Genomic DNA, 24,881 nt, shown 5'->3' with positions numbered 1-24,881 from the left:
GGTCAGGCCCGCCCGGCGAGGGCGGCGCGCACCGCGGCGGCGAAGGCGTCGCCGCGCGCGCCGTAGTCCGTGAACTGGTCCATGGAGGCGCAGGCGGGGGCGAGCAGGACGACGTCCCCCGGCCGCGCCAGGCGCCCCGCCAGCGCCACGGCACGCTCCATCACCACGCGACCGGTCGCCCGTCCCCCGCCCTGCGGCCCGCCGGCCTGCTGCTCCCCGGCCCGCTGCCCGTCGTCCGCTCCGCCCACGGGCCGATCCTGCGACGCGTCGACCTCGAGGACGGGGACCTCGGGGGCGTGTCGCCGCAGCGCGCCGAGCAGCGGCCCGCGGTCGAGCCCGACGAGGACCACCCCCCGCAGCCGGCGCGCGTGCCGGGCCACGAGCTCGTCGAAGGTGGCGCCCTTGGGGAGCCCGCCCGCGACCCACACGACGGGGTCGTACGCGGCGAGCGAGGCCGACGCCGCGTGCGGGTTCGTGGCCTTCGAGTCGTCCACCCAGCGGACGCCGTCCGCCTCGCCGACGAGGGCGATGCGGTGGGCGTCGGGGCGGTACCCGCGCAGCGCGGACCGCACGGCGGCGGGGGGCACGCCGTGGGAGCGGGCCAGCGCGGCGGCGGCGAGGGCGTCCTGCACGACGTGCGGCGCCGGCCCCGTCCCGCCGGAGGCGCCGACGAGGTCCTCCAGCGTGCCGAGCTCGGCGGCCGAGTCCGCCCGTCCCGCCACGAAGGCGCGGTCGGCCAGCACGTCCTCGACGACGCCGAGCATCCCGACGGACGGGACGCCGAGCGTCACGCCGACGGCGCGGGCCCCCTCGACGACGTCGGCCTCGCGCACCAGGGCCTCGGTCGCCGGGTCCGCCACGGTGTAGACGCACGCGCGCTTGACGCCCTCGTAGATGCGGCCCTTGGCCGCCGCGTAGGCGTCCATGCCGCCGTGCCAGTCGAGGTGGTCGGGGGCGAGGTTCAGCACGGCCGCGGACTGCGCCGCGATCGAGGAGGACCAGTGCAGCTGGTAGCTGGAGAGCTCGACGGCCAGGACGTCGTAGGGCTGCGGGTCGACGACGGCGTGCAGCACGGGCACGCCGACGTTGCCGACGGCGGCCGTCCGCAGGCCGGCGGCGGACAGCATCGCCGCCAGCATCCGGGTGGTCGTCGTCTTGCCGTTCGTGCCGGTGACGGCGAGCCAGGGGGCGCGGCCGGGGGCGCCGGCCGGAGGCCGCAGCCGCCAGGCGAGCTCGACGTCGCCCCACACCGGGACGCCCGCGGCGGCCGCGGAGGCGAGCAGCGGCGCACCGGGACGCCACCCGGGCGAGGTGACGACGAGGTCGGGGGCCGCGCCGTCGACCTCGGGCAGGGACGACGGCGCGTCGGCGCCGAGCGCCGCCCGCACGTCCATGACGTCGAGGACGCGCGCCTTCTCGCGCTCGTCGTCGCCGTCGCGGGCGTCGACGACGAGCACCCGCGCGCCGCGCTGGGCGAGAGCGTCCGCGGCGGCGAAGCCCGAGGTCCCGAGCCCGGCGACGACGACGCGCAGGCCGGACCACTCCCCGCCGGCGTCGACGAGGCCCGCGGTGCGCGGCGTGACGGGCTGCTCGCCGCCCGGGCCGCCCCGGCTCACAGCCCCGTCCCCACGACCCACTCGGCGTAGAAGATGCCGAGGCCGAGCGCCGCGAAGAGCACCGCGACGATCCAGAAGCGGATGACGATCGTCACCTCGGCCCAGCCCGCGAGCTCGAAGTGGTGCTGCAGCGGGGCCATCCGGAACACGCGTCTCCCGGTGAGCTTGAAGCTGCCGACCTGGATGACGACGGACAGCGTGATGATCACGAAGAGGCCGCCGAGCAGGACCAGGAGCAGCTCGGTGCGGGACAGGATCGCGAGGCCGGCGAGCGCCCCGCCGAGGGCGAGCGAGCCCGTGTCCCCCATGAAGATCTTGGCGGGGGAGGCGTTCCACCACAGGAAGCCGAAGCAGGCGCCCATGAGCGCGGCGGCGACGACGGCGAGGTCGCGCGGGTCCCGGACCTCGTAGCAGTTCGGCCCGGCCGTCGCGACGACCTGGCAGCTCTGGTTGGACTGCCAGACCCCGATCAGCAGGTAGGAGCCGGCCACCGCGGTGGTGGCGCCCGTGGCCAGGCCGTCCAGCCCGTCGGTGAGGTTCACGCCGTTGCTCGCCCCGGCGACCATGAGCAGCGCCCACACCACGAAGAGCACCGTCCCGAGCAGCGCCCCCGCGAAGGCGAGGTCGACGCCGGTGTCCCGGATGAAGCTGATGCTGGTGGAGGCGGGCGTGCGGAACCGGTCGTTGGGGAACTGCAGGGCGAGCACGGCGAAGACCACCGCGACGCCGATCTGCCCCAGCAGCTTGGGCAGGCTCCGCAGGCCGAGGCTGCGCTGCTTGGAGATCTTGATGTAGTCGTCGAGGAACCCGACGACGCCGAGCCCGGTCATGAGCAGGAGCACGAGCAGGCCGGAGGCGGTCGGGCCGTCGAGCGTCACGAGGTGCGCCGCGAGGTAGGCCAGCACGGTCGCCGCGACGATGACGACCCCGCCCATGGTGGGCGTCCCGCGCTTGGTCTTGTGCGCCGTGGGGCCGTCGTCGCGGATGAACTGGCCGTACCCCTTGCGGACGAGCCAGCGGATGAGGACGGGCGTGCCGAGCAGGGACAGGACGAGGGCGAGGCCCGCGGCGACGAGGACGGTCAGCACGCGGCGGCTCCCCGCACCCCGTGCGACGCCCCGTCCGGCTCCCCGTCCGGCTCCCCGGCCGGCGGCGCGTCGGCGACGAGCTGCTCGCCGAGCGCGCGCAGGCCGGCGGCGTTCGAGGACTTCACGAGCACGACGTCGCCGGGGAGGAGCTCGGCGCGCAGGAGCGCCAGCGCGGCCGCGGCGTCCGCGACGTGGGCGGCCTCCTGCCCCCACGAGCCCTCGTGCTGGGCGCCCGAGTGCACGGCGCGCGCGCCGGGCCCCACGGCCACGAGCCGGGAGACGTTGAGCCGCACGGCGAGGCGCCCGACGAGGTCGTGCTCGTCCGTGCTCGTGGCACCCAGCTCCAGCATCTCGCCGAGGACGGCCCAGGTCCGCCGCTCGCGCCCGTCGGGGCCCCGCCGCATCGCCACGAGCGCCTTGAGGGCGGCCCGCACCGACTCGGGGTTGGCGTTGTAGGCGTCGTTGACGACCGTGACGCCGTCGGCGCGCTCGGTGACCTCCATCCGGTACCGGCTCGCGGGCCCGGCGGTGGAGAGCACCTCGGCGACCCGCCCCAGCGGGACGCCGGCGTGCAGCGCCACCGCGGCGGCGGCGACGGCGTTGGCGACGTGGTGCTCGCCGACGAGCCGCAGCGTCACCCGCGCCTCCGGGACATCCCCCTCGTCCGCGGCGGACGGGGAGAGCCGGGAGCGCAGGCGGAAGGACGCCCGGCCGCCGGCGTCGAGGTCGACGTCCTGCGCCCAGACCACCGCGCCCGCGCCGGAGCCCGCGGCCCGCACGGGCAGGACGGTGCCGCTGGTCCGTCCGGCCATCCGGGCGACCCGCTCGTCGTCGGCGTTGAGGACGACGACGCCGCCGGGGCCCACGGCCTCGGGCAGCTCGCCCTTGGCCGCCTCCACGGCGTCGACCGAGCCGAACTCGCCGACGTGCGCGGACCCCACGTTGAGGACGACGGCGACGTCCGGCGGGGCGACGCGGCACAGGGCGGCGATGTGCCCCGCCCCGCGGGCGCCCATCTCCAGCACGAGGCAGCGCGTGCCCTCGTCGGCCGCCAGCACGGTGAGCGGCAGCCCGACCTCGCCGTTGTACGACATCGGCGTGGCGGTCGTCGGGCCCACCTCGGCGAGCAGGACGGCCAGCAGGTCCTTCGTCGTCGTCTTGCCGGCGCTGCCCGTGACCCCGACGACGAGCGCGCCCCGGGCGCGCAGCGCGTCGACGTGGTGGCGGGCGAGGGCCTCGAAGGCGGCCTGGACGTCGTCCACGACGACCTGCACGCCGACCGGCCCGCCGTCCTCGGCGAGGACCGGCCGCGCCACGAGGCTGGCCGCGGCACCGGCCGCCGCCGCGGCGGGGACGAAGTCGTGGCCGTCCGCGTGCTCCCCGACGCGGGCGACGTAGAGACCTCCGGGGACGACCGCGCGCGAGTCGGTCGCGGCCGGGGCGTCGACGACCGGCAGGTCGTCCGCGGCGGCGCCCGCGGGCACGCGCAGCGCGCCGCCGACGACCTCGGCGAGGCGGGCGGGGGCCAGGGGGATCATGCGTCCTCGTCTCCGCCCGTGGCGGCCAGCGCCGCCCGGGCCTCGTCGCGGTCGTCGAAGGGGTGGACCACGCCCGCGACCTCCTGGCCGCGCTCGTGGCCCTTGCCGGCCACCAGGACGGTGCCGTCGGGACCGGCCGCGTCCAGGGCCGCCCGCAGCGCCCGGCCCCGGTCCCCGACCTCCAGGACCTCGACGGCCCCCGAGGGACGGGTCGTCGAGAGGTCCGCCGCGGGGAGGGGGGCGGTGGCGCCGGCCAGGACCGCGGCGCGGATCGCCGCCGGGTCCTCCGAGCGCGGGTTGTCGTCGGTGACGACGACGACGTCGGCGTGGCGCGCCGCGGCGGCGCCCATGGGCCCGCGCTTGCCGCGGTCCCGGTCGCCGCCGGCGCCGAGGACGACGACGAGCCGTCCGCGGGTGCTGGGGCGCACGGCCACGAGCGCGGCGGCGACGGCGTCGGGGGTGTGCGCGTAGTCGACGAGGACGCGCGGGCGCCGCCCCGCGGGCGCGTCCGCCGGCGCCTCGACGACCTCGAGCCGCCCCGGCACCGAGCCGGCCGCGGCGAGCCCGCGCACCACGTCGTCGGGCCCGACGCCGGCCTCCAGGAGCATCACCGCCGCCAGCGCGGTGTTGGCCACGTTGAAGGCGCCCGGCAGCGGCGCCCGCAGCGCGAGCCGGCGCCCGTCCGCGGCGCGCAGCTCGAGGTCGGTGCCGGTGGCATCGGCGGAGCGCGCCCGCGCGCGCCAGCCCGCGTCCGCGCCCTCCGGCGCGTCGGGGACGGTGGACACCGTGGTCACGGGCACGCCGGCGGTGGCGGCGAGCCGCCGGCCCCACTCGTCGTCGACGACGACGACGCCCCGGCGGGAGCGGGCGGGCGTGAACAGGCTCGCCTTGGCGGCGAAGTAGTCCTCCATGCCGTCGTGGAAGTCGAGGTGGTCCTGGGAGAGGTTGGTGAAGCCGGCGACGTCCACGACGACCCCGTCCACGCGGTGCAGCACCAGGGCGTGGCTGGAGACCTCCAGCGCCGCCGCGTCCACGCCGGCGCGGGCCATCCGGGCGAGCAGCGCGTGCAGGTCCGTCGACTCGGGCGTCGTGCGCGTGCTCGCGACGACCTCGCCGGCCACCCGCGTCTCCACCGTCCCCACCAGGCCGGTCCTGCGGCCGGTCGCCGCCAGCGCCCCCTCGAGCAGGTAGGCCGTCGTCGTCTTGCCGTTCGTGCCGGTGACGCCCAGCAGCAGCGGGCCGGGCGCGGCGCCCCGGTGGACACCCGTGTGGTGCACCCGCGCCGCGAGGTCGCCCAGGACCGAGCGCGGGTCCTCGACCACGACGACGGGCACGTCCAGCCCGGCGCCGCCGTCGAGGCGGGCGGCCCCGGCCTCGTCGGTGAGCACGGCCACCGCGCCGGAGCCGACGGCGGTGCGCGCGAAGTCCGCGCCGTGGGCCCGCTGCCCCGGCAGCGCGGCGTACAGGTCTCCGGGGCCGGCGGTGCGGGAGTCCAGCACCGCCCCGCTCACCCGCACGCCCTCCGTGCCGGGGCCCCGCACGTCCGCGCCGTCGAGGGCGGCCACCAGCTCGCCGAGCGGGACCCCTCGCGCCGCAGCATCTCTCGCGCCGTCGGCCCGGTCGGCCACGGGGCCCGCGCCGCTCACCGGCACCCCCGCCGGACGTCCGGGACGTCCCCGCCCGGGCGGGGGCGGGGACGGCTCGGGCACCCCGGGAGGCTACCGGCGGCAGGGGTGGCCCCCGTCCGGCCGCTCACCCGCCGCTCACCAGTCCTGGGGGTACAGGCGCGCGGGCTCCGTGGACGGCGGCACGCCGCGGGAGGTCAGCGCGTAGGTCATGACGTCCTTGAAGACGGGCGCGGCGACCTGGCCGCCGTAGAAGCCGTTCTGCGGCCGCTGCACGATCACCGCGACCACGACCTGCGGGTCGTCCGCGGGCGCGTAGCCGATGAAGGAGCTCGTGTAGCCGCTGTAGCCGCCGGAGGCGTCCGGCGCCTCGGCGGTGCCGGTCTTGCCGGCCACGCGGTAGCCGTCGATCGCCGCCGCGTCCCCGGTGCCCTCGGCGACGACGCCCTCCAGCATGGTCGAGACCTGCTGCGCCGTCTCCTCGCTCACGGCGCGGACCCCGGCCGCCGGCGCCGCCTCGTGCTCGGTGCCGTCGGGGTCCACGGTCCCCGCGACCAGGCGCGGGGGGATGCGCACCCCGTCGTTCGCGATCGTCGCGTACACCTCCGCGGCCTGGAGCGCGTTCACCGACACGCCCTGGCCGAACAGCACCGTGTACTGCTGGCGCGCGTCCCAGTCGTCGGCGGCGGCGAGGATGCCCGCCGTCTCGCCGGGCAGCTCGATGCCCGTCCGCTGCCCGAAGCCGAACCGCTCCATGTACTCGTGGCGCTGCTCGCGGGTGAGGCGGTCGCCGGCCTGCACGGTCCCGGTGTTGGAGGACTCGCCGATGACGCCCGCGAAGGTCTTGTGCTCGACCTCGTGGTGGTGGGAGTCCCGGAAGCTCTGGCCGTTCGGCGCCTCCCACGTGTAGGGCACCGTGAACCTGCTCAGCGGGTCGACCACGCCCTCCTCGAGCGCGGCGGCGGCCGTGACGACCTTGCTCGTGGACCCGGGCTCGAAGACGTCCGAGACGGCGCGGCTGCCGAGCTGCGACGGGTCGGCGGACGCGAAGTCGTTGGGGTCGACCGTCGGGGACTCCGCGAGCGCGAGCACGTGGCCGGTGCCGACCTCGAGCGCGACGACGCTGACCCACTCCGCGTCCGCCTCCTCGCGCATGGCGGAGGCGCGCTCCTGCGCGGTCCACTGCAGGTCGCGGTCGATCGTCAGCCGGACGTCCTCGCCGGGGACGGGGTCGACCCGGTCGTTCTCCCCCATGGGGATGGCCTGGCCCATGCGGCCCCGCTCGACGCGCTGGCTGCCGTCCGTCCCCGCGAGCTCGTCGTCCATGACGGCCTCGACGCCGCCGAGGCCGGCGTCCTCGTCGTCGCCCGAGGCCGAGTACCCGGTGTACCCGAGCACGTTCCCCGCGAGCGGGCCGCCCGGGTACTCGCGCGCCCACCGCTGCTCGGAGGTGATCCCGGGGACGCCGAGCGCGTCGACGCGGGCCCACAGCTCCGGGGTGATGCCCTTGGTGACGACGCTCCACCGCGTGCCCTCGCGGGTCAGCGCCGACCGGACGTCGGCCGGGTCGAGGTCGAGGAGCCCGGCGAGGTCGTCGACGGCGCCGTCGACGCCCGAGGACACCACCTCGCCGTCGTCCCCGGTGCGCGAGTACTCCCCCACGATGACGGGGTCCGCGACGACGTCGCGGCGCTCGACGCTGGTCGCGAGCACGTCGCCGTCCGCGTCGAGGATCTCCCCGCGCGGGGCCAGCAGGACCTGCTCCAGACCCATGCGGTCCGCCAGGGCCTGGTCGGCGACGGCGCGGGCATCGACGGCCTGGACCTGCACGAGGCGGCCGGCGAAGACGACGAGCACGGCGAGCACGAGGGCCAGCAGGAGCCGGGCGCGGCGCTCCGGCCGCACGAGCGGTCGTGCGTCCACCCGGCGGGCGGGGCGGTGGTGCGGTGCGGGGGGCATCAGTCCGCGCTCTCCTCGGCGGTGTCGGCGGCGGGGGCGGTGCCGGCGGTGTCGGTGGTGTCGGCGGTGTCGGTGGAGGCGTCGGCGGCGGTGTCGTCGGGCGCCGCGGTCGGTGTCGGGGCGGGCTCCGGCTCTCCCGTGACGCGTCCGTCCGGCAGCTCGACGAAGGCGGGGGCGCCCGCCTCGACCATCCCGAGGTCCGCGGCGCGGCGGCCGAGCTCCTCGGGCGACGCCGTCCGCTCCAGCTGCTCGGCGAGGGCCTGGCGGCGCTCGGCCGCGTCCTGCTGCTGCGCCTGGACCTCGTGCAGGTGGTAGGCGCCGCGGGAGAGCGAGATGTTGAGCGCGAGGACCGCGAGCAGGGCGGCGAGGACCACGACCCCGCAGAGCACCCCGAAGGGGACCCGCCGACGGGAGGACGCCGGCGGGGGCACGAGACGGACGCGGGGCTCGCGCGCCGGGCGCACCGGCGCCGGGACCGCCGCGGCCGACGCCGCGACGGTCGCCGCTCGCGGCAGGGGCCGGGTGGCCGGTCGGGTGCTCGCCGTGCGCGCCCGCAGGCCCGGACGACCGGGGCGCCCTCGGCCCAGCGGCCGGGCGGGGGCGGTGGCGGCGGCGCGGGCGGCGCTCATGCGGCGCTCCTTCGGAGGCTGCCCCCGCGCACGCGCACCGCGGCGCGCAGCCGCACGGAGGCGGCTCGGGGGTTGCGGGCGGTCTCGGTCTCGGGCGCCGTCTCGGCGCCGCGGGTGAGCAGGCGCAGGAGGGGCGCGTGCTCGGGCAGCTCGACCGGGAGGTCGGGCGGTGACGTGCTGGCCGCGCCGGCGGCGAGCACCTGCTTGGCGATGCGGTCCTCGAGCGACTGGTAGCTCATGACGACGACGCGCCCGCCGACGGCGAGCGCGTCGACCGCGGCGGGCAGGGCCGCGCGCAGCGCCTCGAGCTCGCCGTTGACCTCGACCCGCAGGGCCTGGAAGGTCCGCTTGGCGGGGTTGCCCCCGGTGCGGCGGGTCGCCGCCGGGACGGCGTCGCGGACGAGGTCCACGAGCTGCTGCGTCGTCCGCAGGGGCTCGCGGCCGCGGGCGGCGACGACGCGGTCGGCGATCCGGCGCGCGAAGCGCTCCTCGCCGAAGTCGCGCAGCACCCGGGCGAGGTCCGCCGCGGAGTAGGTGGCCAGCACCTCGGCCGCCGTCGTCCCCTCGGTGCCGTCCATGCGCATGTCCAGCGGCGCGTCCCGGGCGTAGGAGAAGCCCCGCCCCACCTCGTCGAGCTGCAGCGACGAGACGCCGAGGTCGAACAGCACCCCCTGGACCCGCTCGACGCCGAGGTCGGCGAGCGCGGGCACCAGGCCGTCGAAGACGGTCCGGACCAGGTCCACCCGGTCGGCGTGCGGGGCGAGCCGTGCGGACGCCTCCGCGAGCGCCTGCGGGTCGCGGTCGAGACCGACGAGGCGGACCCCGGGGCAGCGCTCCAGCAGCGCCTCGGCGTGCCCCCCGAGCCCGAGCGTGGCGTCGACGACCACGGACCCGGGCTCCCGCAGCGCCGGCTCCAGGAGGTCGACGCACCGCTCGAGCAGGACGGGGACGTGGCGCTGCTCGCCGCGCGGCTCGCGCCCGGGGGTCGTGGGGTCGTCCGGCTCGGCGTCCATGCCCCCTCCTCCCCCGCGGCCGGGCCGCGTCGTCCTGCTGGCTGGTCGTGCTGGTCGTGCCGGTCGTCCTGGTGGCCCACCGCGGCCCCGCCGCCGGGACTGGTCCCCATCCGCTCCGGCCGGTCCGGTGCCTGGCGCCGGGGAAGTGCGCCAGGTACCGGGCGGCAGGGGCGGCTGGAGGCCGGACCGGGCGCCGGGTGGTGCGGTGCTGCCGAGGTGCGTGTGACGTCTGTGACGCAAGTGACCGGACGTGCCGCGCCGTGACGCTGCGCTGACGATCGTGCGGGTCGGGCCCGTGCCGGGCGGGGAGGCGCGCGGCGCGTCGTGGGCGCCCCGGGAGGAGCGCCGGGGCGGATGTGGCGGATGTGACTCCTGTGACGGCAGAGGCTTCGACCCCTCCCGCCGGAGCGCCTCAGAAGAGACCGGGGACCACCTCCTCCGCCGTGCTGGCGAAGGACGGCTCCTGCTCCTCGAGGTAGGAGTCCCAGGCGCCGGCGTCCCAGACCTCCAGGCGCGTGCCGGCCCCGATCACGACGACGTCGCGGTCGAGGGCGGCGTACGTCCGCAGCTGCTGGGGCACCGTGATGCGCCCCTGGCGGTCCGGGACCTGGTCGAACGCCCCGGCGAGCAGGACGCGCGCGTAGTCCCGGGCCTGCTTGCTCGTCACGGGCGCCTGGCGGAGCTGCTCGTGCAGCTCCTCGAACGCCCGCTCCGGGAACACGTAGAGGCAGCGCTCCTGCCCCTTCGTGACCACCAGGCCGGCGGCCAGCTCGTCCCGGAACCTCGCGGGGAGGATGAGCCGGCCCTTGTCGTCGAGGCGGGGCGAGTGCGTGCCGAGGAACACCGGCCGCTCCTCCCCTGCGAGGCCCCGGACCCACCCCCTCCCCCGTGTCGGCGGGGGTGGGAGGGCGAGTCGGCGACCTCTCCGCTCCGACGGGCCCCACCGTACTCCACTTCGCTCCACCGTCAACGACGCAGAGCCCCGGACGGTCACCCGGGTGGAGCAGCCCGTCGGGCGTCGTCCCAGGTCAGCGCGTCAACCGGTCACCCGGGTGACGGTGGGGGGCGGTGGAGGACGGACGACCCGACCCTCGCCCCGCACCGGCCCGCACGAGCCCTGGGACCCGCCGTGACGGCGTCCGCACGGGTCACGGGGCGGCCGGTGGAGGGTGGTGGGGCGGCCGGTGGAGGGTGGTGGGGCGGCCGGTGGAGGGAGGTGGGGCGACCCGTGGAGGGCCGTGGGGCCGGGCGACCACCGGCGGCGCTCGTCCCCCGCCCGCGGCGGGCCGCGGGTCGGGTGCGGGGTGGGCGCCGCCTGGCGTGCGGTGGAGGACCCCGGTCGGGTGGCGGCGCGGGCACGCCCTCGTGGGCCGCGGGTCGCTCACGTACGGTTCGTGAGTGACGTCGACGACCGCGCCACCCGCCGCGGGCGGTGCCGGACCGCAGCGACGCGGTCCCGGCCCCGACGGGTCCCCCCTCGCCCCGCCCGAGCCCCCGTCGCCGGCGGAGGCCGAGGAGGCGGGCCGGACGGCCGGCGCCGTGGTCGACGCGGTGCGGTCGGTCGTGCGGGGCAAGGACGAGGTCGTCCGCACCGCGGTGACGACGCTCGTGGCGGGGGGGCACCTGCTCGTCGAGGACGTCCCCGGCGTGGGGAAGACGGTCCTCGCCTCCGCCCTGGCGCGCGCCGTGGACCTCACGATGCGGCGGATCCAGTTCACGCCCGACCTGCTGCCCAGCGACGTCACGGGCGTGAGCATCTGGGACCCCTCGGAGCGGCGGTTCAGCTTCACCCCGGGCGCCGTCTTCGCCGGCCTCGTGGTCGCCGACGAGATCAACCGCGCGTCCCCGAAGACCCAGTCCGCCCTGCTGGAGTGCATGGCGGAGGGCCAGGTCACGGTGGACGGCACGACGCACCTGCTGCCGGACCCCTTCTTCGTCGTGGCCACGCAGAACCCCGGGGACATGGAGGGCACCTACCCCCTGCCCGAGGCGCAGCGGGACCGCTTCACCACCCGGCTGTCCGTGGGCTACCCCGCGCCCGAGGACGAGGTGGGCGTCCTCGTCGCGCGCGCCGGCGGCGCCTCGCGCGACCCGCTCGCCGCCGTCCGCCCGGTGGCCGGCGCGGACGACGTGCGCCGGCTCGTCGACCTCTCGTCGCGCGTGCACGCCGCCCCGGCGCTCGTGCGCTACGTCGTGGACCTCGTCGGCGCCACCCGTCGGCACCCCGCGGTCCTGCTCGGGGCGTCGCCGCGGGCGGCGCTGCACCTGCTGGGCGCCGCCCGCGCCCGGGCGCTGGTGGACGGACGCCCGCACGTGCTCCCCGACGACGTCCAGGCCCTGTGCGGGCCCGTCCTCGCGCACCGGCTCGTCACGAGCGACCGGGTCGACGTGCTGGCGGACGAGCGCGCGGCCTCCGCGGTCGTGCAGGACGTCCTGGCCTCGACGCCGCTGCGCGGCGAGGACCGCTGAGCCCGGCGGCGGGTGGGGCGGTGCGGTCCGGCCGGGGCGTCCGCGCACGGGCGGTCAGCGCGTGGCGCCGGGGCGCCGGGGCGCTGACCGCGCGGGGGCGCGCCCTCGCGGTGCTCGGCGTCGCCGCCGTGGTCGTCGGGGTCGTGCTGTCGCACCGCGACCTCCTGAGGCTGGGGCTGCTGCTCGTGGCGCTGCCGCTCGGCGGCTGGGTCGTCGCCCGGGTGCCGCGCCCCTCCCTCGTCGTCGAGCGCACGGTCTCCCCCGAGGTGGTCGCGGTCGGCGACCCCGTCTCCGTGCGCCTGGACCTGCACGGGCGCGGGCGCGGGCGCGGTGCGCTGCTCGCCGAGGACCTGGTGCCGCCGGCGCTGCGGGCCGCGCCCCGCTTCGTCGTCGACCGGCTGCCGGCCGGCACCTCCGCGTCGGTGCGCTACGCCCTGCGGGCCGACGTCCGCGGCGTGCACCGCGTCGGCCCGCTGCGCCTGGTCTCCCGCGACCCCCTCGGGCTCGTGGAGCTGCCCGTGTCCACGCGCGCCACCGACCCGCTCGTCGTCGTGCCGGCGACCGTCCACCTGCCGCCGCTGCGCCTGCACGGCGGCGCGGGCGGCGCCACGGCGTCGGACCCCGGGACGGGCGAGGACGACGTGGTGCCGCGGGAGTACCGGGCGGGGGACGACCGCCGGCGGGTCCACTGGCGCACGAGCGCACGCCAGGGCGAGCTGATGGTCCGGCGCGACGAGCGCCCGCGTCGCGCGTCGGCCTCGGTCCTGCTCGACCTGGGCGCCGGCGAGGTGTCCGGCCCGGACGACGGCGCGGGCCACGACGCCTTCGAGCTGGCGGTCACCGCGGCGGCCTCGGCCGCGGAGCGGCTGGCGCTCGACGACGTCGCCGTGCGCCTGCTGACGGGCTCGCCCGCGGACGCGGGCCGAGAGGGGGGCCGTGGTCGCGGCGCCCGGCTGGAGAGGCTGGCCGCGGTGGCACCCACGACCGCGGAGCCGTCGGAGCCGGCGGGCGACCGCGGCGGGGGCGCGGGCGCCCTCGACGCCGCCCTGCGCCGGCTCGGCGGCCGCCGGGAGGACGCCGTCGTGGCCGTCGTGGGTCCGCGGGCCGTGCCCGCCCTGCTCGCGGCCACCTCGGGCCGACGGGCCGCCCGCTCGGTCGCGCTGGTCGTCGGCCGGGAGGACGGGGACGACGACGCCGAGGTCGGCGCCGCGCTGTCGGCGCTCGCCGGCGCCGGCTGGGGAGCGGCCGGTCTACGGGTCGGCGGTGCGGGTGACGACGCCCCGGACCACGCCCCGCACCATGCCCTCGACCGGGCCCCCGACCGGGCCCCCGACCGGGGGCGCGACGGCGACACGGACGGCGGCGCGCAGGCGGCCCTGGGCGCGGCGTGGTCGCGCGCCGTGCGGGCGGCGGCACCGTCGCGGCGAGCCCCGTCGCCCTCCGCCCCCGCCGCCGCCGGTCGCGCGGGCGCCCACCCCGGACCGCAGCCCGGGGCGCAGGCGCCGGCGGGGAGCCCGGCGTGAGCGGGCGCCGGCGCGCCGACGCGCGTGGGACCCGGGCGGCGGGGCGCCCGAGGTCGGAGCCGGCCCAGGCCCGCCTCGCGACGGCCGCGCCGAGGGCTCTCGCCGCGCTGGCCGTCCTGGCCGCCGTCACCACCCTCCTGCCGCTCGTCGAGGGCCCGGGCTGGTTCGTCGACGCCGTCGTGGTCGTCGTCCTCGTCGGTCTCGCGGGTGCGGCGCTGGACGCGCTGACGCCCTCGGTGGCGCTGCGAGCCGCGGGCCAGCTCCTCGTCGCGGTGTGCACGCTGACGGCGCTCTACCTGCCCGGCAGCGCGGTGCTCGGGGTCCTGCCCGGACCGGACGCCGTCGACGCCGTGGCCCGGCTGCTCGAGGACGGCCGGGCCGTGATCCGGACGTCCCTGCCGCCCGTGCCCGACCCCGCCGGGCTCCGGCTCGTCGTCGTCGGCGCGACCGCGGCGGTCGCGGTCGCCGTCGACCTCCTCGCCGTGCGGCTGCGCCGGGCCGCGCTCGCCGGCCTGCCCCTCCTCGCGGTCGTCGTCGCCGCCGGGGCCCTGCTGCGCGGGGGCCTGCCGCCCGTCCTCTTCGTCGTCGCGGTCCTCCCCTACCTGCTGCTGCTGAGGGCCGACAGCCGCTGGGCGACGCCCCGCTGGGGGCGCACGGCGACGCGCTGGCGCCGCGGCGGGGGGCCCGTCGCCCGGGGCGACGGGACGTGGGGCGCCGTCGCCGTCGTCGTCGCGGCGGCGCTGGCCGCGGCGCTGGTGGTGCCGGCCGTCGGGCCGTGGCAGGGGACGGGCCTGCTCGCGCTCCAGGGCGTCGGGGGCGGCTCGACCGGGGACGGCAGCGGCACCGGCCGCGTGGACCCGCTCCTCGACCTCGCGCAGGACCTCGACGAACGCTCCGACGCCGCTGCGCTGACCTACCGCCTCGCCGACGGCGCACCCGCCACCGAGCCGCTGCGGCTCGTGACGGTGGACGCCTTCGACGGCGAGATGTGGCGCCCCCGCGAGGAGGACGCGGCCGCGGTGCCGCTGGACCGGGGGGGCGTCCTGCCGGAACCGATCGGGCTCGACGTCGACGCGGCGCTGGCGGCGGGGACGGCGGAGCAGCAGGAGCTGTCCGTGTCGGTCGAGGGGCTGCGCCAGGAGTACCTGCCCGCCCCCTACCCCGCGACGTCGGTGGACGTGGGGGACGGCTGGCTCGTGCGCCCCGGCACCCTGGACCTCGTCGGCGAGGGGCCGACGACGACGACCGAGGGGCAGACCTACCGGGTCGACGCGCTGCGCCTGGCTCCGCGCGAGGAGGACCTCGTCGGGGGCAGCGCCGTGCCCCCGACCGTGCGCACGACGTGGACGGAGCTGCCGGACGACCTCCCCCCGCAGATCGCCGACCTCGCGGCCGAGGTGGCCGGCGACGGCGTGCCGCTGCAGCAGGCCACCCGGCTGCAGGCGTTCTTCCGCGACGACGGGGGCTTCTCCTACAGCGAGGAGGCGCCCGGCGGCACCGGAGCCGGCTCCGTCGCGGCGTTCCTCGACCGGCGGTCGGGCTACTGCGTCCACTTCGCCTCGGCGATGGCGCTGATGGCCCGGTCGCTCGGCCTGCCGGCGCGGGTCTCCGTGGGCTTCCTGCCGGGGCAGCGGCAGGCCGACGGCAGCTACGTCGTCCGGTTCAGCGACGCGCACGCGTGGCCGGAGGTGTACGTCGCGGGCACGGGCTGGCTCCGTTTCGAGCCCACGCCCGGCGTCCGCACGGGCGAGGCGCCGCCCTGGACCGGCGTGGCGGCCGCGGACGCCGCCGTCGCCGCGCAGCAGGAGGACGCCCAGGAGCCGCAGCCGGCGCCCGCACCGACGCCCGCCCCCTCGGCCACCGGGGCGTCGCCCGCACCGACGCAGGGCGCGGGCAGCAGCGGCTCGAGCACCGGCACGGGCGCCGACGCACGGCGGGCGCTGCTGCCCGTGGCCGTGGGCGTCGCCGTCGTCGTGCTCCTGCTGTCACCGGCAGGCCTCGCCGCGCTGCTGCGTCGCCGGCGGTGGCGGCGGGCGGGGCGGGCGGCCGAGGGCGGCGACCCCGCCGCCCTCGTCGACCGCGCCGAGGACGACCTGCGACGGGGCCTCGTCGACCTCGGGTCCTCGCCCCCCGTCGGGGCGACGCCACGATCGGAGGAGGCGCGTCTGCTCGCGCTCGTGGCGGGCGGCCAGCACCCGCTGCCGGGGCGAGGGCGGGACTCAGGGGGTCGGCACCACGGGGGCGGTGGGGACGACCTGCCCGCCCGGGTCGGGCGGCTGAGGGCCGACCAGGAGGCCGCCCGTTACGCGCTCGTCCCGACCGGCGCCGGCGTCCGCCGCCCGAGCGGGGGCACCACGGCGTGGTCTCGACCTCAGGTCGAGGGTGAGGTCGAGGGTGAGGTCGGATCCCCGGCGGCCTCTCGCGGCTACCGGGACGACGTCGACGCGGTGCTGGCCGCGGTCGCGGCGACGACGTCCCGTCGCCGGCGCTGGCGCGCCCGCTGGCTGCCGCTGGCCCGGCTCCGCGGCGGTCGCTGACCGGTCCACCAGACGTCCTCGGTGGCCGGCCGACCAGCGCTCCCGGGGACACGCGTCCGGGCGGGCCGTTCCACGTGGACGCCGGCCGACCACGACCGCAGGCGTCGGGCCCGGTGGAGGGGTCTCTCCTCGTCCCGGCCGCCGACTCGTCCCGGTCCCGACTCGTCCCGGCCCCGACTCGTCCCGGCCCTGCCTCGTCCCGGCCCTGCCTCGTCCCGGCCCTGCCTCGTCGCGCCCGGGGCGGCGGTCCTCGCAGCACGAGACCCCCACCGGTGGGCGGGGGTCTCGTAGGCGTCCGCGCGTCCTCGCCGCTGGTCCGGTCCGGGAGGTCGTCGGCAGCGACGGGCGGAGCGGCTCGGGAGGGGACGGGTGGCGGGCGGCAGGTGGCCGGGTCACGAGCTCGTCGGTCACCGGGGTGGGCCACCGTGGGGACGTCGGCGGGGCGTCAGGACGGGCACGACTCCCGGGGCCCGCCCCGACGCGCGGCGTCCGCCGAGGTCAGCGGCCGCCGCCGCCCTCGTCGCGCCGCTTCTGCCACCGCTCCTCCATGCGCTCCATGAAGGACGACGACCCTCGCGCGGGACGGGAGCGGCGTGCGCCTCGTCCGGGCCCGGGGGCGGTGCTGCGACCCTGCCCCGGCGCGGGTCCGGTGGACCCGTCCGTGCGGACCGCTCCGCGCGGGCCGGGGCCGGAGGGTCGGCGGGGGGTGGAGATCGCCCACGCCGCACCGCCGAGCATCAGGACGAACGCCAGGACGCCGACGACCGTCAGCTGGGTGGCGACGCCGACGACGAGGAGCAGGAGCCCGACGAGGATCCCCGCTCCTCCCAGGAGGAGCCGGCCGGCCGAGCCGCCGCGGCGCGCGGAGCCCTTCATCGCCGACGCGAACTTCGGGTCGTCGTTGAGGAGCTGCTGCTCCATCTGCGAGAGCAGGCGCTGCTCGTGCTCGGACAGCGGCACAGGACCTCCCCGGTGAAGACGGCGCTGTCGCGAGAGCGACGCACCCGTGGGAAGGATAGGTCGCGCTCGGCGCTGGGGAAAGCCAGGTGTACCACGTCCGCCCCCGGGACCGTCCGATCGAGCACCGGCGAGTCCCGCGCCTCTCACGAGGCCGCTGCCGACCGGCCCCGGGGGCTCGTCGGAGAACGCCCGCGGTGTCGTCGGGGGCCCGGCGGAGCGGGCGCCCGGCCGTGCTCCCGTGCCCTCCGGTGCCCCCCGTGCCGCGGCGGCACCACCGCTCACGCGGGGCCGCTCCCCGGGTCGCCCCGGCCCCCGCGCAGGAGGCTGGCGGAGGTGATGCTGCTGGCGCCGAAGCGGGCGGCGGCCCGGTCCGCGGCGCGGTCGGCGTCGCGCCACCCCCGGTCCCGCTCGTCGAGGCGCATCTGCCGGTGCGCCGCCTCCGCGGGGGAGAGCCCCTCGACCCGCACCCCGACGAGCCGGATCCGCGCCCGGTCCAGCCGCAGGCCGTCCCAGAGCCGCCGGGCGGCGGCGTAGACGTCCCGGCTGACGTCGGTGCCCTCCTCGAGGGTGCGCGAGCGGGTGATGGTCGTGAAGTCGGCGAAGCGCACCTTGAGGACCACGGTGCGGCCGACGGTCCCCGCGGCGCGCAGCCGGGCCGCGGTGAGGCCGGACAGGCGGAGCAGCTCGCGCAGGACGACGGTCTCGTCGTCGACGTCCGAGGAGAAGGTCTCCTCGGCGCCGATGCTCTTCTCCCGCGCGTGCGCGACGACGGGACGCGGGTCACGCCCCCAGGCGAGCTCGGCGAGGTGCGCGCCGGAGGCAGCCCCCAGGGCGCGCACGAGCGTGGCCCGCGGCGTGTGGGCGAGGTCCCCGACCGTCCGCAGACCGAGGCGCTGCAGGTGCTCGGCCGTCCTCTCCCCCACCCCCCACAGCGCCGAGACGGGCAGGGGGTGCAGGTAGTCGACGACGCGGTCCGCCGGGACGACGAGCAGGCCGTCGGGCTTGCAGCGCGACGACGCGAGCTTGGCGACGAACTTCGTCGACGCGACGCCCACCGAGCACGTCACGCCCTGCTCGTCCTCCACGCGACGGCGGACCTCCCGGGCGATGGCACGGGGGCTCCCGAGCCGGCGCAGCGCCCCGCCCACGTCGAGGAAGGCCTCGTCGAGGCTCAGCGGCTCCACGGCGGGCGTGACCGACCGGAAGACCTCCATGACGCCGGCCGAGACCTCGGCGTAGCGGTGGTGCTGCGGCGGCAGCACGACGGCGTGCGGCGCCAGCCGCCGGGCCCGGCTCATCGGCATCGCGGAGTGCACGCCCAGCGCCCTGGCCTCGTAGGTCGCGGACAGCACGACGCCCCGCCCTCCCGCGCCGCCGACGACGACCGGCCGCCCGACGAGCTCGGGGTGCTCCAGGAGCGACACGGAGGCGTAGAAGGCGTCCATGTCGACGTGGAGGACCGTGCAGCCGGTGTCGTCCGCGTCGGGCCCGACGGCTCCGGCGGCGGGGCCGCCCGCGACCGGTGAGCCCGGCTGCGAGCGGTCGAGCTGGGAGCGACCCACGGGGCGACCTCCTCGGACGGTCCGGAGCGGCGGGGTGGCAGGTGTCGGCGTGGTGGCAGGTCGGTGGGTCGGCGCCGCGCGTCCCCCGGTCCGGGCCCGGGTCGGGGCTCTGGACGGGGGGCTCTGGACGGGGGGCTCTGGACGGGGGGCTCTAGACGGGGGCGGCGTGCAGGTGGATCGCGGCGGCGACCCCGAGCAGGGCCGGGTCGGCGCTGGCCGCACGCTCCAGCTCCTCCAGGGCCTGCGCGGCGGCGGGGTCCGCGGCGCTGCGGGGCGTGACGGCGCGGAAGACGCCCACGCCCTGCGTCCGCAGCACCCCGAAGCCGGTCGCGGCCAGCAGGGACCTGGCGCCCTCGACGTCGAAGCGGCGCAGGAGCGGGTCCCCCGGGCCCCAGCGCCCGTCCGGGTCCTGCTGGAGGGCCCGGGCCTGGCGCAGGTGGCCCGAGCCGACACGGGCGAGGACGGCGGCGCCCCGGCCGGCGACGAGGACGCTGAGACGGCCGGTCGGCCGCAGGGCCCGGCGGCACGCCGCGAGGGCGGCCCGCGGGTCCTCGACCACCTCGAGGACGCCGTGCGCGAGCAGGACGTCGACGCTGGCGTCGGCGACGTGGGCCGACAGGTCCTCGGCGTCGCCCTGGACGCCGGTGAGCCGCTGCGCGACGCCGACCTCGTCGGCGCGGCGGGCCAGCGCCGCGAGCGCGTCCGGGCTCGGGTCCACCACGACGACGTCGTGCCCGCGGGAGGCGAGCTCGACGGCGAGCCCGCCCGTGCCGCCGCCCAGGTCCAGGACCCGGACGGGCGGCACCCCGTCGCCCCGGGCTCCCGCTCGGGCAGGACCTGCGGCCGCCGCCGCGAGGGCGACGACGCCGTCGAGCAGGGCGGGAGGCGTCCGCGACCCGCCCCGCGGCTCGGTCCTCGCCGGCCCGGCGTCGGTCCCGGAGGCGCTCGAGGACCTGGGCCCGCCGTCCTCGGGCGCAGTCGCACCGGCCGCAGTCACACCGGCCGCAGCAGTCTCGGGCACGGGCTCCTCGGGCACGGGGACCCCTTCCTGTCGTGCCGCTCCACGGGCGGTCTCCTCTGCGGGCGGGCCGCCCCCGACCGGGCACCGCTCGTGCACCGCGGCCGTCCGTCCCCGTCGAGGGTCTCCGCACCGCCCGACCCACCCTAGTGACGGCGTCACGGCGCACCGCACCGTCGGGAAGCGCTCCGACGGTGGTCGGGTCGTCGCCCCGCCCGTCACCGCCCCGAGCTCCCCGCGCTGGAGTGCCACAGCTTGCGCGGTGCCCCTGCCGCCCCCCGGCCCGGGCCCGGGCCGGCCCCCGCGCCCGGTACCGCCCCCGCGTCGGCCGGGTCCCGCACCGCCGGGTCCCGCACCGCCGGGTCCTGCACCGCCGGGTCCTGCACCGGGCTCCCACCGCGGGCCATGCCCCTGGTGTCCCGGACGTCCCCGCCCGGCGCCCGGACGTCGCTGTACGGCGACTGCCGGAAGCCGCTCGCGTGCACCAGCACGCGACGGGTGCGCCCGGACCCGTCGGGCCCCCCGGCGACCGGCCGTGCCGTCGCGGAGAGGGGACCTGCCCGGCGTGCTCCCGGCCGGGCCGCCGCCGCGCGCTCCTGCCTCACCTGCCCGGCCGCCCCGCCCCCGGTCATCCCCCGGGTGATCTCCTGGGTCATCTCCTGGGCCATCTCCCGGGCAGTCTCCTGGGCCTCCTCCACCGCAGCGGCGGCCGCCGCCGAGCGGGCGGCCACGGCGATGGCGCGCCGGTGCGCCGCGGCGGCCCGGCGCTCGGCCTCCGCCCCGGCGGCCCGGCTGGGGCCGTCGTCCCGGATCGCGCCGTCGTCGCGCCCGGTCCCGACGGTCCGACCGGTGCGCTGCTCGACCGCGGCCCACCGCGCGGCCGGCACGAGGTCGACGCCCCGGACGGGCACCGGGCGCAGCGCCCGCGACCCGGCCGCCCCCGCCACGGCCGCCTCGTCGTAGCCGCTCTCCCCGGCCGCCGGGGCACCGCTCGCCAGGGCGCGCCGCAGCGCCTCGCGGCCCCCCGCGGCGCCGCCGTCGGCGCACCCGCGGGTCCACACCTGCTGCAGCGCCGGCAGGTCCCACGCCCCCGTCGCGCGCAGCGAGACCCCGCGCGGGCCGGTACGGCGCAGCTCCCCGCGCACGAGGAGCAGCCACGAGCCGAAGACCGTGGCGGCGTACGGGCCCTGGACGTCCTCGAAGAAGGTCGCGTCGACCGGTCCCGTCGAGTCGTCGAGCGTGAGGAAGACGACCCGACGACCCGAGCGGATGGGCGGCGTCTGCGTGGCGACCTTGACCCCGGCCACGAGCAGCTCGCTGCGCGAGCGCCTCGAGGCCAGCTGCTGCGAGCCCGTCGTGCCCAACGCCCGCAGCAGCGGCGCGTAGAAGTCCAGGACGTGCGCGCTCGCGTCGAGCCCGAGCACCTCCAGCTCCGCCCGGACCCGCTCCGCCCCCGTCATCTCCGGCAGCCCGGAGGGCGGCGCGTCCCCGGGCCCGCCGACGTCGAGCGCCAGCTGGACCTCGAGGCGGTCGGCGGCGGCCACCGGGGCCGACGCCCGGGACTGCCGCGCCGCGGCCGCCGCGACGTCGGGGCCGGGCCGGGCCCCGGTGAGGGACCCGGCGAGGGACCCGCTGAGGGACCCGCTGAGGGACCCGGTGGCGGGTGGGACGTCTGCCGGGGCGGGGGCCGACGCGCGACCGGTGCCGCGGCGGCGCGTCCCCCGCGGGCGTCGGTCGAGCCCGCGCGCCCACCGGTCCAGGTCCCCCAGCTGCAGCAGCAGGTCGCGCCGGGTGAGCGCACCGCGCCGGCGGACGGGCGTCCCGGTGGCGCGTCCCCCTCCCCCGAGGACCCCGATCCCGTGCACGGAGTCCAGCGCCCCGGCCAGGACGAGGCGCTCGGCCACGGGACGGCTGGGTCGCGCCCGCTGCCACAGGTCGGCCAGCGAGGCGTACGGCCGCCCGGCGACGACGCGCGCCACCTCCGCCTCGCTGATGCCCGCGACGTCGGTGAGCGCCAGCCGGATGCCGTACCCCCGCCCGTCCGGGACGGCGGCGTCGGTGCGCAGCGCGGCCCCGCGCCACGGAGGCTCGCCGCCGCGGCCCGGCACCGGTGCCCCGTCACCGTCCCCCGCCCCCTCTCCCGCCGGCTCCCCCGGTCCCGGCCGGTGGTCCGACCGGTGCCGCAGGTGCGGTCTGCTGCCGCCCGGCACGCCGGGACGCGCCGGGCCGCCCCGGTCCTCGGGGACCACCTCGACGCGCTCGACCCGGTAGACCGCGTCGGAGGCGTTGACGTCGAGCCCGAGGACGGCGATGCCGAGGTTGCGGGCGTCGTCGAGGACGAGGCGCTTGGGGTACATGCCGGGGTCGTGGGTGAGGACGCCCGCGAGGAAGGCCGCCGGGTGGTGGGTCTTGAGCCAGGCCGACTGGTACGTCGGCAGGGCGAAGGCGGCGGCGTGGGCCTTGCAGAACCCGAAGGAGGCGAAGGCGGCCAGCACCTCCCACACCCGCTCGGCGTCGGCGCCGGTCAGGCCCCGCGCGGCGGCGAGGGGGAACCACTGCTCGCGCACCTCGGCCTGGCCCTCGCGGGTGCCCAGGCGGCGGCGCACCTCGTCGGCCTCCGCGAGGTCGACACCCGCCGTCGAGGCCACGAGCCGGATCACCTGCTCGTGGAAGACGACGACGCCGCACGTCTCCTCCAGCGCCGGGTCGACGAGGGGGTGCACCCGCTGCGGGCGCGCCCACCCCTGCCGGGCGCGCAGGAAGGGCGTGATCATGTCCGACTTCACCGGCCCGGGGCGGAACAACGAGATGTCGGTGACGAGGTCGGCGAAGTCCTGCGGCGCGAAGCGCCCCACGAGCTCGCGCTGGCCGGGCGACTCGATCTGGAAGCAGCCGAGCGTGCGGGTCGAGCGCACGAGCCGGTAGGTCGCCTCGTCGTCCAGCGGCACCGCGTCGAGGTCGAGGCGCCCGGTGGCGGCGTCGAGGTAGGGCGCACCGGGGGCGTGCCCGCTGGCCGCCGCGGCCCCGGGGCCGTCCACGCGCTCGACCTCGTCGAGCGCGTGGGCCATGGCCGACTGCATCCGGATGCCGAGGACGTCGAGCTTGAGCAGGCCGAGCACCTCGACGTCGTCCTTGTCGAGCTGGCTCATCGGGAAGCCCGCCCAGCTGGCCTCGACGGGCGTGCGGTCGCCCAGGCCGGCGTCGGACAGCAGCACGCCGCAGGGGTGCAGGGCCACGTGCCGGGGCAGGGCGTCGAGGTCCTCCACGAGGTCGAGCAGCAGGGACAGCCGCTCGTGGCCCAGCCCGGAGGCCCGCAGCTCGGGGAGCTCGGCGACCGCCGCCCGGGCGTCACGGGCCCGCACGTGGGGGAAGGCCGTCGCGATGGCGCCCACCTCGGCGGGCGGCATGCCGAGCGCCGCGCCGACGTCGCGCACGGCGTGGCGCACCCGGTAGGTGTCCATCATCGAGACGGCGCTGACCCGCTCGCCGCCGAAGCGCTCGACGACGCGCGCGTACACCTCCTCCCGGCGCGCGGACTCGACGTCGACGTCGATGTCCGGCAGCTGGGCGCGCTCGACGGTGCAGAAGCGCTCCATGAGCAGCCCCTGGGACAGCGGCTCCACCCCGGAGATCCCGAGCAGGTGGTTGACGAGGCTGCCCGCGCCGGACCCCCGCGCGGCGACGCGGACCCCGAGCGCGCGGACCTCGTCGCACACCTGCGCCACCGTGAGGAAGTACGAGGGGTACCCCAGCCGGCGGATGACGGACAGCTCCTCCTCCAGCCGCGCCTCGACACGGCGGCGCAGCGCCTCGGGAGCCCCCGGGTAGCGGGTGCCGACGGCGCCCTCGCACCGCGCGCGCAGCGCGGCGTCGAGGTCGCCGTCCACCCCGAGGACCGACGCCTCGGGCAGGTGCACCCGGCCGATGCCGAGGTCGGCCGCCGGGTCGAGGCGGCAGCGCCCCGCGACCGCCTCGGTGTCGCGCAGGAGCCCCGCCCCCGTCCCCGTGCCGGCGGCGCCCGCGGCGGACTCGACCTCCGCGGCGACCGCGCGCATCTCCGGCGTGCCGGCGAGGTGGCCGCGCGAGCTCGTGCGGTCGAGGTGCCGCAGGTCCAGCGGGACGAGGCGCCGGGTCGCGTCGAGGACGTCGGCCGTGCGCGCGCCCTCGGGGCGGGCGTACCGGACGGCGCCGGTGAGCACCGCGGGCAGCCCCGCGCTGCGCGCCAGCGCCAGCATCCGCCCGGCGTGCGAGGCGCTCGCGGGGCTGCCGGGCGGGCCGGCGTGGCAGACCACCTCGACGGCGAGCGACCCGAGCGGCAGGAGGTCGTACCAGTGGGCGAGGACGGCCCGGGCGAGGTCGTCGCGCCGGGCCAGGACGGCCCGGCCGAGCTCGGAGCCCGGCCCGAGCAGCACCGTGAGCGCGGGGGCGCCCGTGCGGGCGCCCACCGCGTGCTCGGCCACGAGGTCGGCGGTCGTCACGGGGGTCCCCCGCTCGCCGCGCAGGTGGGTCGCCGAGACCAGCCGGCACAGCGCCGCCCAGCCCTCGCCCGGCCCCAGCACCTCGCCGTCGCCCGCGCCGGACCGCCCGGGCGGGAGGAGGGCGCGCCCGCGACGGCGCCGGCCGTCGGCGTCGGTGCCGCCCGCGTGCGCCAGCACGGTGACCCGTGGCAGGCGGCGGTCCACGGCCGCGCCGCCGCGCGCCGGGCCGCCCGCCGCCGCCCGCTCGCGCACCGCCCGGGACGGGTCGGCCCACCCGGGCAGGCCGTCCGCGAGCCCGGACGGCTCGACGGCGAGGTCGACGCCGAGCACGGGGGCCAGACCGGCCTCCGAGCAGGCCGTGACGTGCTTGACGGCGCCGTAGAGACCGTCGCGGTCGGTGAGCGCCAGGGTGTCGAGGTCGAGCTCGGCCGCGCGGGTCACGAGCGCACCCGGGCTGGAGGCGCCGTACCGCATCGAGTACCCGGACGCCACGTGCAGGTGCGGGAAGGCCCGCCCGCGGCCGGCGGCGCTCACGACCCCGGGGCCGGCGCGGCGCCGGCTCCTGCGGGCGCCGCGGGGACGGGACCGGCCGGTCCGGGCGGGACCGGCCGCCCGGGCCGCACGGGCCGCGCGGGTCGCGGGAGCCCGAGACCGGCACCGAGACCGAGCGCCGAGGAGACGACGCCGGCGAAGGTCTCGGCGTCGCGCAGGAGGTCGTCGGCGTCCCGCGCGGTGACGGCCCCCGCCCGCCCCGCCTCCACGGCGGCGCGCCGGGGGGCGCCGGCCGCGAACAGCAGCGCCCACTCGCCGAGCTCGGGCGCCACCCGGGGCAGGACGTCCCAGACCCCGAGGACGCCGCCGCGGCG

At 78.9% G+C, this 24,881-nt stretch carries 16 protein-coding genes; 3 read left to right on the top strand and 13 right to left on the bottom strand.

Annotated elements, in window-relative coordinates:
* Positions 1-2: 2 nt before the first annotated feature.
* The 8 genes from murD to mraZ form a co-directional block, all read right to left on the bottom strand.
* Complete coding sequence (gene murD, locus WDZ17_RS04155; RefSeq protein WP_339573863.1) at positions 3-1,616, bottom strand: UDP-N-acetylmuramoyl-L-alanine--D-glutamate ligase; 1,614 nt, start codon at positions 1,614-1,616, stop codon at positions 3-5.
* On the bottom strand, positions 1,613-2,704 hold the full coding sequence (gene mraY / locus WDZ17_RS04150) for a phospho-N-acetylmuramoyl-pentapeptide-transferase (RefSeq protein ID WP_339573862.1): 1,092 nt from the start codon (positions 2,702-2,704) through the stop codon (positions 1,613-1,615). The genes murD and mraY overlap by 4 nt, the downstream gene beginning before the upstream one ends.
* Complete coding sequence (locus WDZ17_RS04145) at positions 2,698-4,242, bottom strand: UDP-N-acetylmuramoyl-tripeptide--D-alanyl-D-alanine ligase (RefSeq protein WP_339573861.1); 1,545 nt, start codon at positions 4,240-4,242, stop codon at positions 2,698-2,700. The genes mraY and WDZ17_RS04145 overlap by 7 nt, the downstream gene beginning before the upstream one ends.
* Positions 4,239-5,951 carry a UDP-N-acetylmuramoyl-L-alanyl-D-glutamate--2,6-diaminopimelate ligase gene (locus WDZ17_RS04140; RefSeq protein WP_339573860.1) on the bottom strand — a complete coding sequence of 571 codons (1,713 nt, stop codon included), beginning with the start codon at positions 5,949-5,951 and terminating at the stop codon, positions 4,239-4,241. The genes WDZ17_RS04145 and WDZ17_RS04140 overlap by 4 nt, the downstream gene beginning before the upstream one ends.
* A gap of 54 nt (positions 5,952-6,005) precedes the next feature.
* Positions 6,006-7,826, bottom strand: a complete 1,821-nt coding sequence (locus WDZ17_RS04135; protein WP_339573859.1) for a peptidoglycan D,D-transpeptidase FtsI family protein — start codon at positions 7,824-7,826, stop codon at positions 6,006-6,008.
* Positions 7,826-8,455, bottom strand: coding sequence for a cell division protein FtsL (gene ftsL, locus WDZ17_RS04130; protein WP_339573858.1), 630 nt, complete (start codon positions 8,453-8,455; stop codon positions 7,826-7,828). Before ftsL ends, WDZ17_RS04135 begins: the two co-directional genes overlap by 1 nt.
* The gene (gene rsmH, locus WDZ17_RS04125; RefSeq protein WP_339573857.1) at positions 8,452-9,468 is read right to left on the bottom strand and encodes a 16S rRNA (cytosine(1402)-N(4))-methyltransferase RsmH; all 1,017 of its coding nucleotides are present in this window, start codon (positions 9,466-9,468) and stop codon (positions 8,452-8,454) included. Before rsmH ends, ftsL begins: the two co-directional genes overlap by 4 nt.
* 412 nt (positions 9,469-9,880) lie before the next feature.
* The gene (gene mraZ, locus WDZ17_RS04120) at positions 9,881-10,312 is read right to left on the bottom strand and encodes a division/cell wall cluster transcriptional repressor MraZ (RefSeq protein WP_339573856.1); all 432 of its coding nucleotides are present in this window, start codon (positions 10,310-10,312) and stop codon (positions 9,881-9,883) included.
* A gap of 554 nt (positions 10,313-10,866) precedes the next feature.
* On the opposite strand from mraZ, the gene WDZ17_RS04115 reads away from it, so the two are divergent.
* Genes WDZ17_RS04115 through WDZ17_RS04105 form a run of 3 tightly spaced genes read left to right on the top strand, consistent with a single transcriptional unit; the run spans position 10,867 to position 15,997 of the window.
* Positions 10,867-11,937, top strand: a complete 1,071-nt coding sequence (locus WDZ17_RS04115) for an AAA family ATPase (protein WP_339573855.1) — start codon at positions 10,867-10,869, stop codon at positions 11,935-11,937.
* 20 nt (positions 11,938-11,957) lie between these two features.
* The gene (locus WDZ17_RS04110) at positions 11,958-13,460 is read left to right on the top strand and encodes a DUF58 domain-containing protein (RefSeq protein ID WP_339573854.1); all 1,503 of its coding nucleotides are present in this window, start codon (positions 11,958-11,960) and stop codon (positions 13,458-13,460) included.
* Complete coding sequence (locus WDZ17_RS04105; RefSeq protein WP_339573853.1) at positions 13,457-15,997, top strand: transglutaminase TgpA family protein; 2,541 nt, start codon at positions 13,457-13,459, stop codon at positions 15,995-15,997. Before WDZ17_RS04110 ends, WDZ17_RS04105 begins: the two co-directional genes overlap by 4 nt.
* A gap of 498 nt (positions 15,998-16,495) precedes the next feature.
* Here the strand turns inward: WDZ17_RS04105 and WDZ17_RS04100 are convergent, their stop codons facing one another.
* From WDZ17_RS04100 to WDZ17_RS04080, 5 genes are all read right to left on the bottom strand, one after another.
* The gene (locus WDZ17_RS04100; RefSeq protein ID WP_339573852.1) at positions 16,496-16,957 is read right to left on the bottom strand and encodes an SCO2097 family morphological protein; all 462 of its coding nucleotides are present in this window, start codon (positions 16,955-16,957) and stop codon (positions 16,496-16,498) included.
* A 278-nt stretch (positions 16,958-17,235) separates the two neighbouring features.
* Positions 17,236-18,519, bottom strand: a complete 1,284-nt coding sequence (locus WDZ17_RS04095) for a DNA polymerase IV (protein ID WP_339573851.1) — start codon at positions 18,517-18,519, stop codon at positions 17,236-17,238.
* Between the two features lie 151 nt (positions 18,520-18,670).
* Positions 18,671-19,324, bottom strand: a complete 654-nt coding sequence (locus WDZ17_RS04090) for a methyltransferase domain-containing protein (RefSeq protein WP_339573850.1) — start codon at positions 19,322-19,324, stop codon at positions 18,671-18,673.
* A gap of 431 nt (positions 19,325-19,755) precedes the next feature.
* On the bottom strand, positions 19,756-24,489 hold the full coding sequence (locus WDZ17_RS04085; RefSeq protein WP_422631818.1) for a helix-hairpin-helix domain-containing protein: 4,734 nt from the start codon (positions 24,487-24,489) through the stop codon (positions 19,756-19,758).
* Positions 24,490-24,545: 56 nt separating this feature from the next.
* The coding region (locus WDZ17_RS04080) for an SAV_6107 family HEPN domain-containing protein (protein WP_339573848.1) at positions 24,546-24,881 on the bottom strand (336 nt) is incomplete at its 5' end.

The organism is Pseudokineococcus basanitobsidens (assembly GCF_037482545.1).
GTDB classification, from domain to species: Bacteria; Actinomycetota; Actinomycetes; order Actinomycetales; family Quadrisphaeraceae; genus Pseudokineococcus; species Pseudokineococcus basanitobsidens.
Note: the sequence above shows the minus strand (reverse complement) of the source record. Positions and strands in the feature narration are given on the sequence as shown.

Excerpts from the sequence above, each read along its gene's own strand:
- WDZ17_RS04145 (WP_339573861.1), bottom strand. The coding sequence starts at position 4,242 with ATGATCCCCCTGGCCCCCGCCCGCCTCGCCGAGGTCGTCGGCGGCGCG.
- WDZ17_RS04135 (WP_339573859.1), bottom strand. The coding sequence starts at position 7,826 with ATGCCCCCCGCACCGCACCACCGCCCCGCCCGCCGGGTGGACGCACGA.
- ftsL (WP_339573858.1), bottom strand. The coding sequence starts at position 8,455 with ATGAGCGCCGCCCGCGCCGCCGCCACCGCCCCCGCCCGGCCGCTGGGC.
- rsmH (WP_339573857.1), bottom strand. The coding sequence starts at position 9,468 with ATGGACGCCGAGCCGGACGACCCCACGACCCCCGGGCGCGAGCCGCGC.
- WDZ17_RS04085 (WP_422631818.1), bottom strand. The coding sequence starts at position 24,489 with ATGCGGTACGGCGCCTCCAGCCCGGGTGCGCTCGTGACCCGCGCGGCC.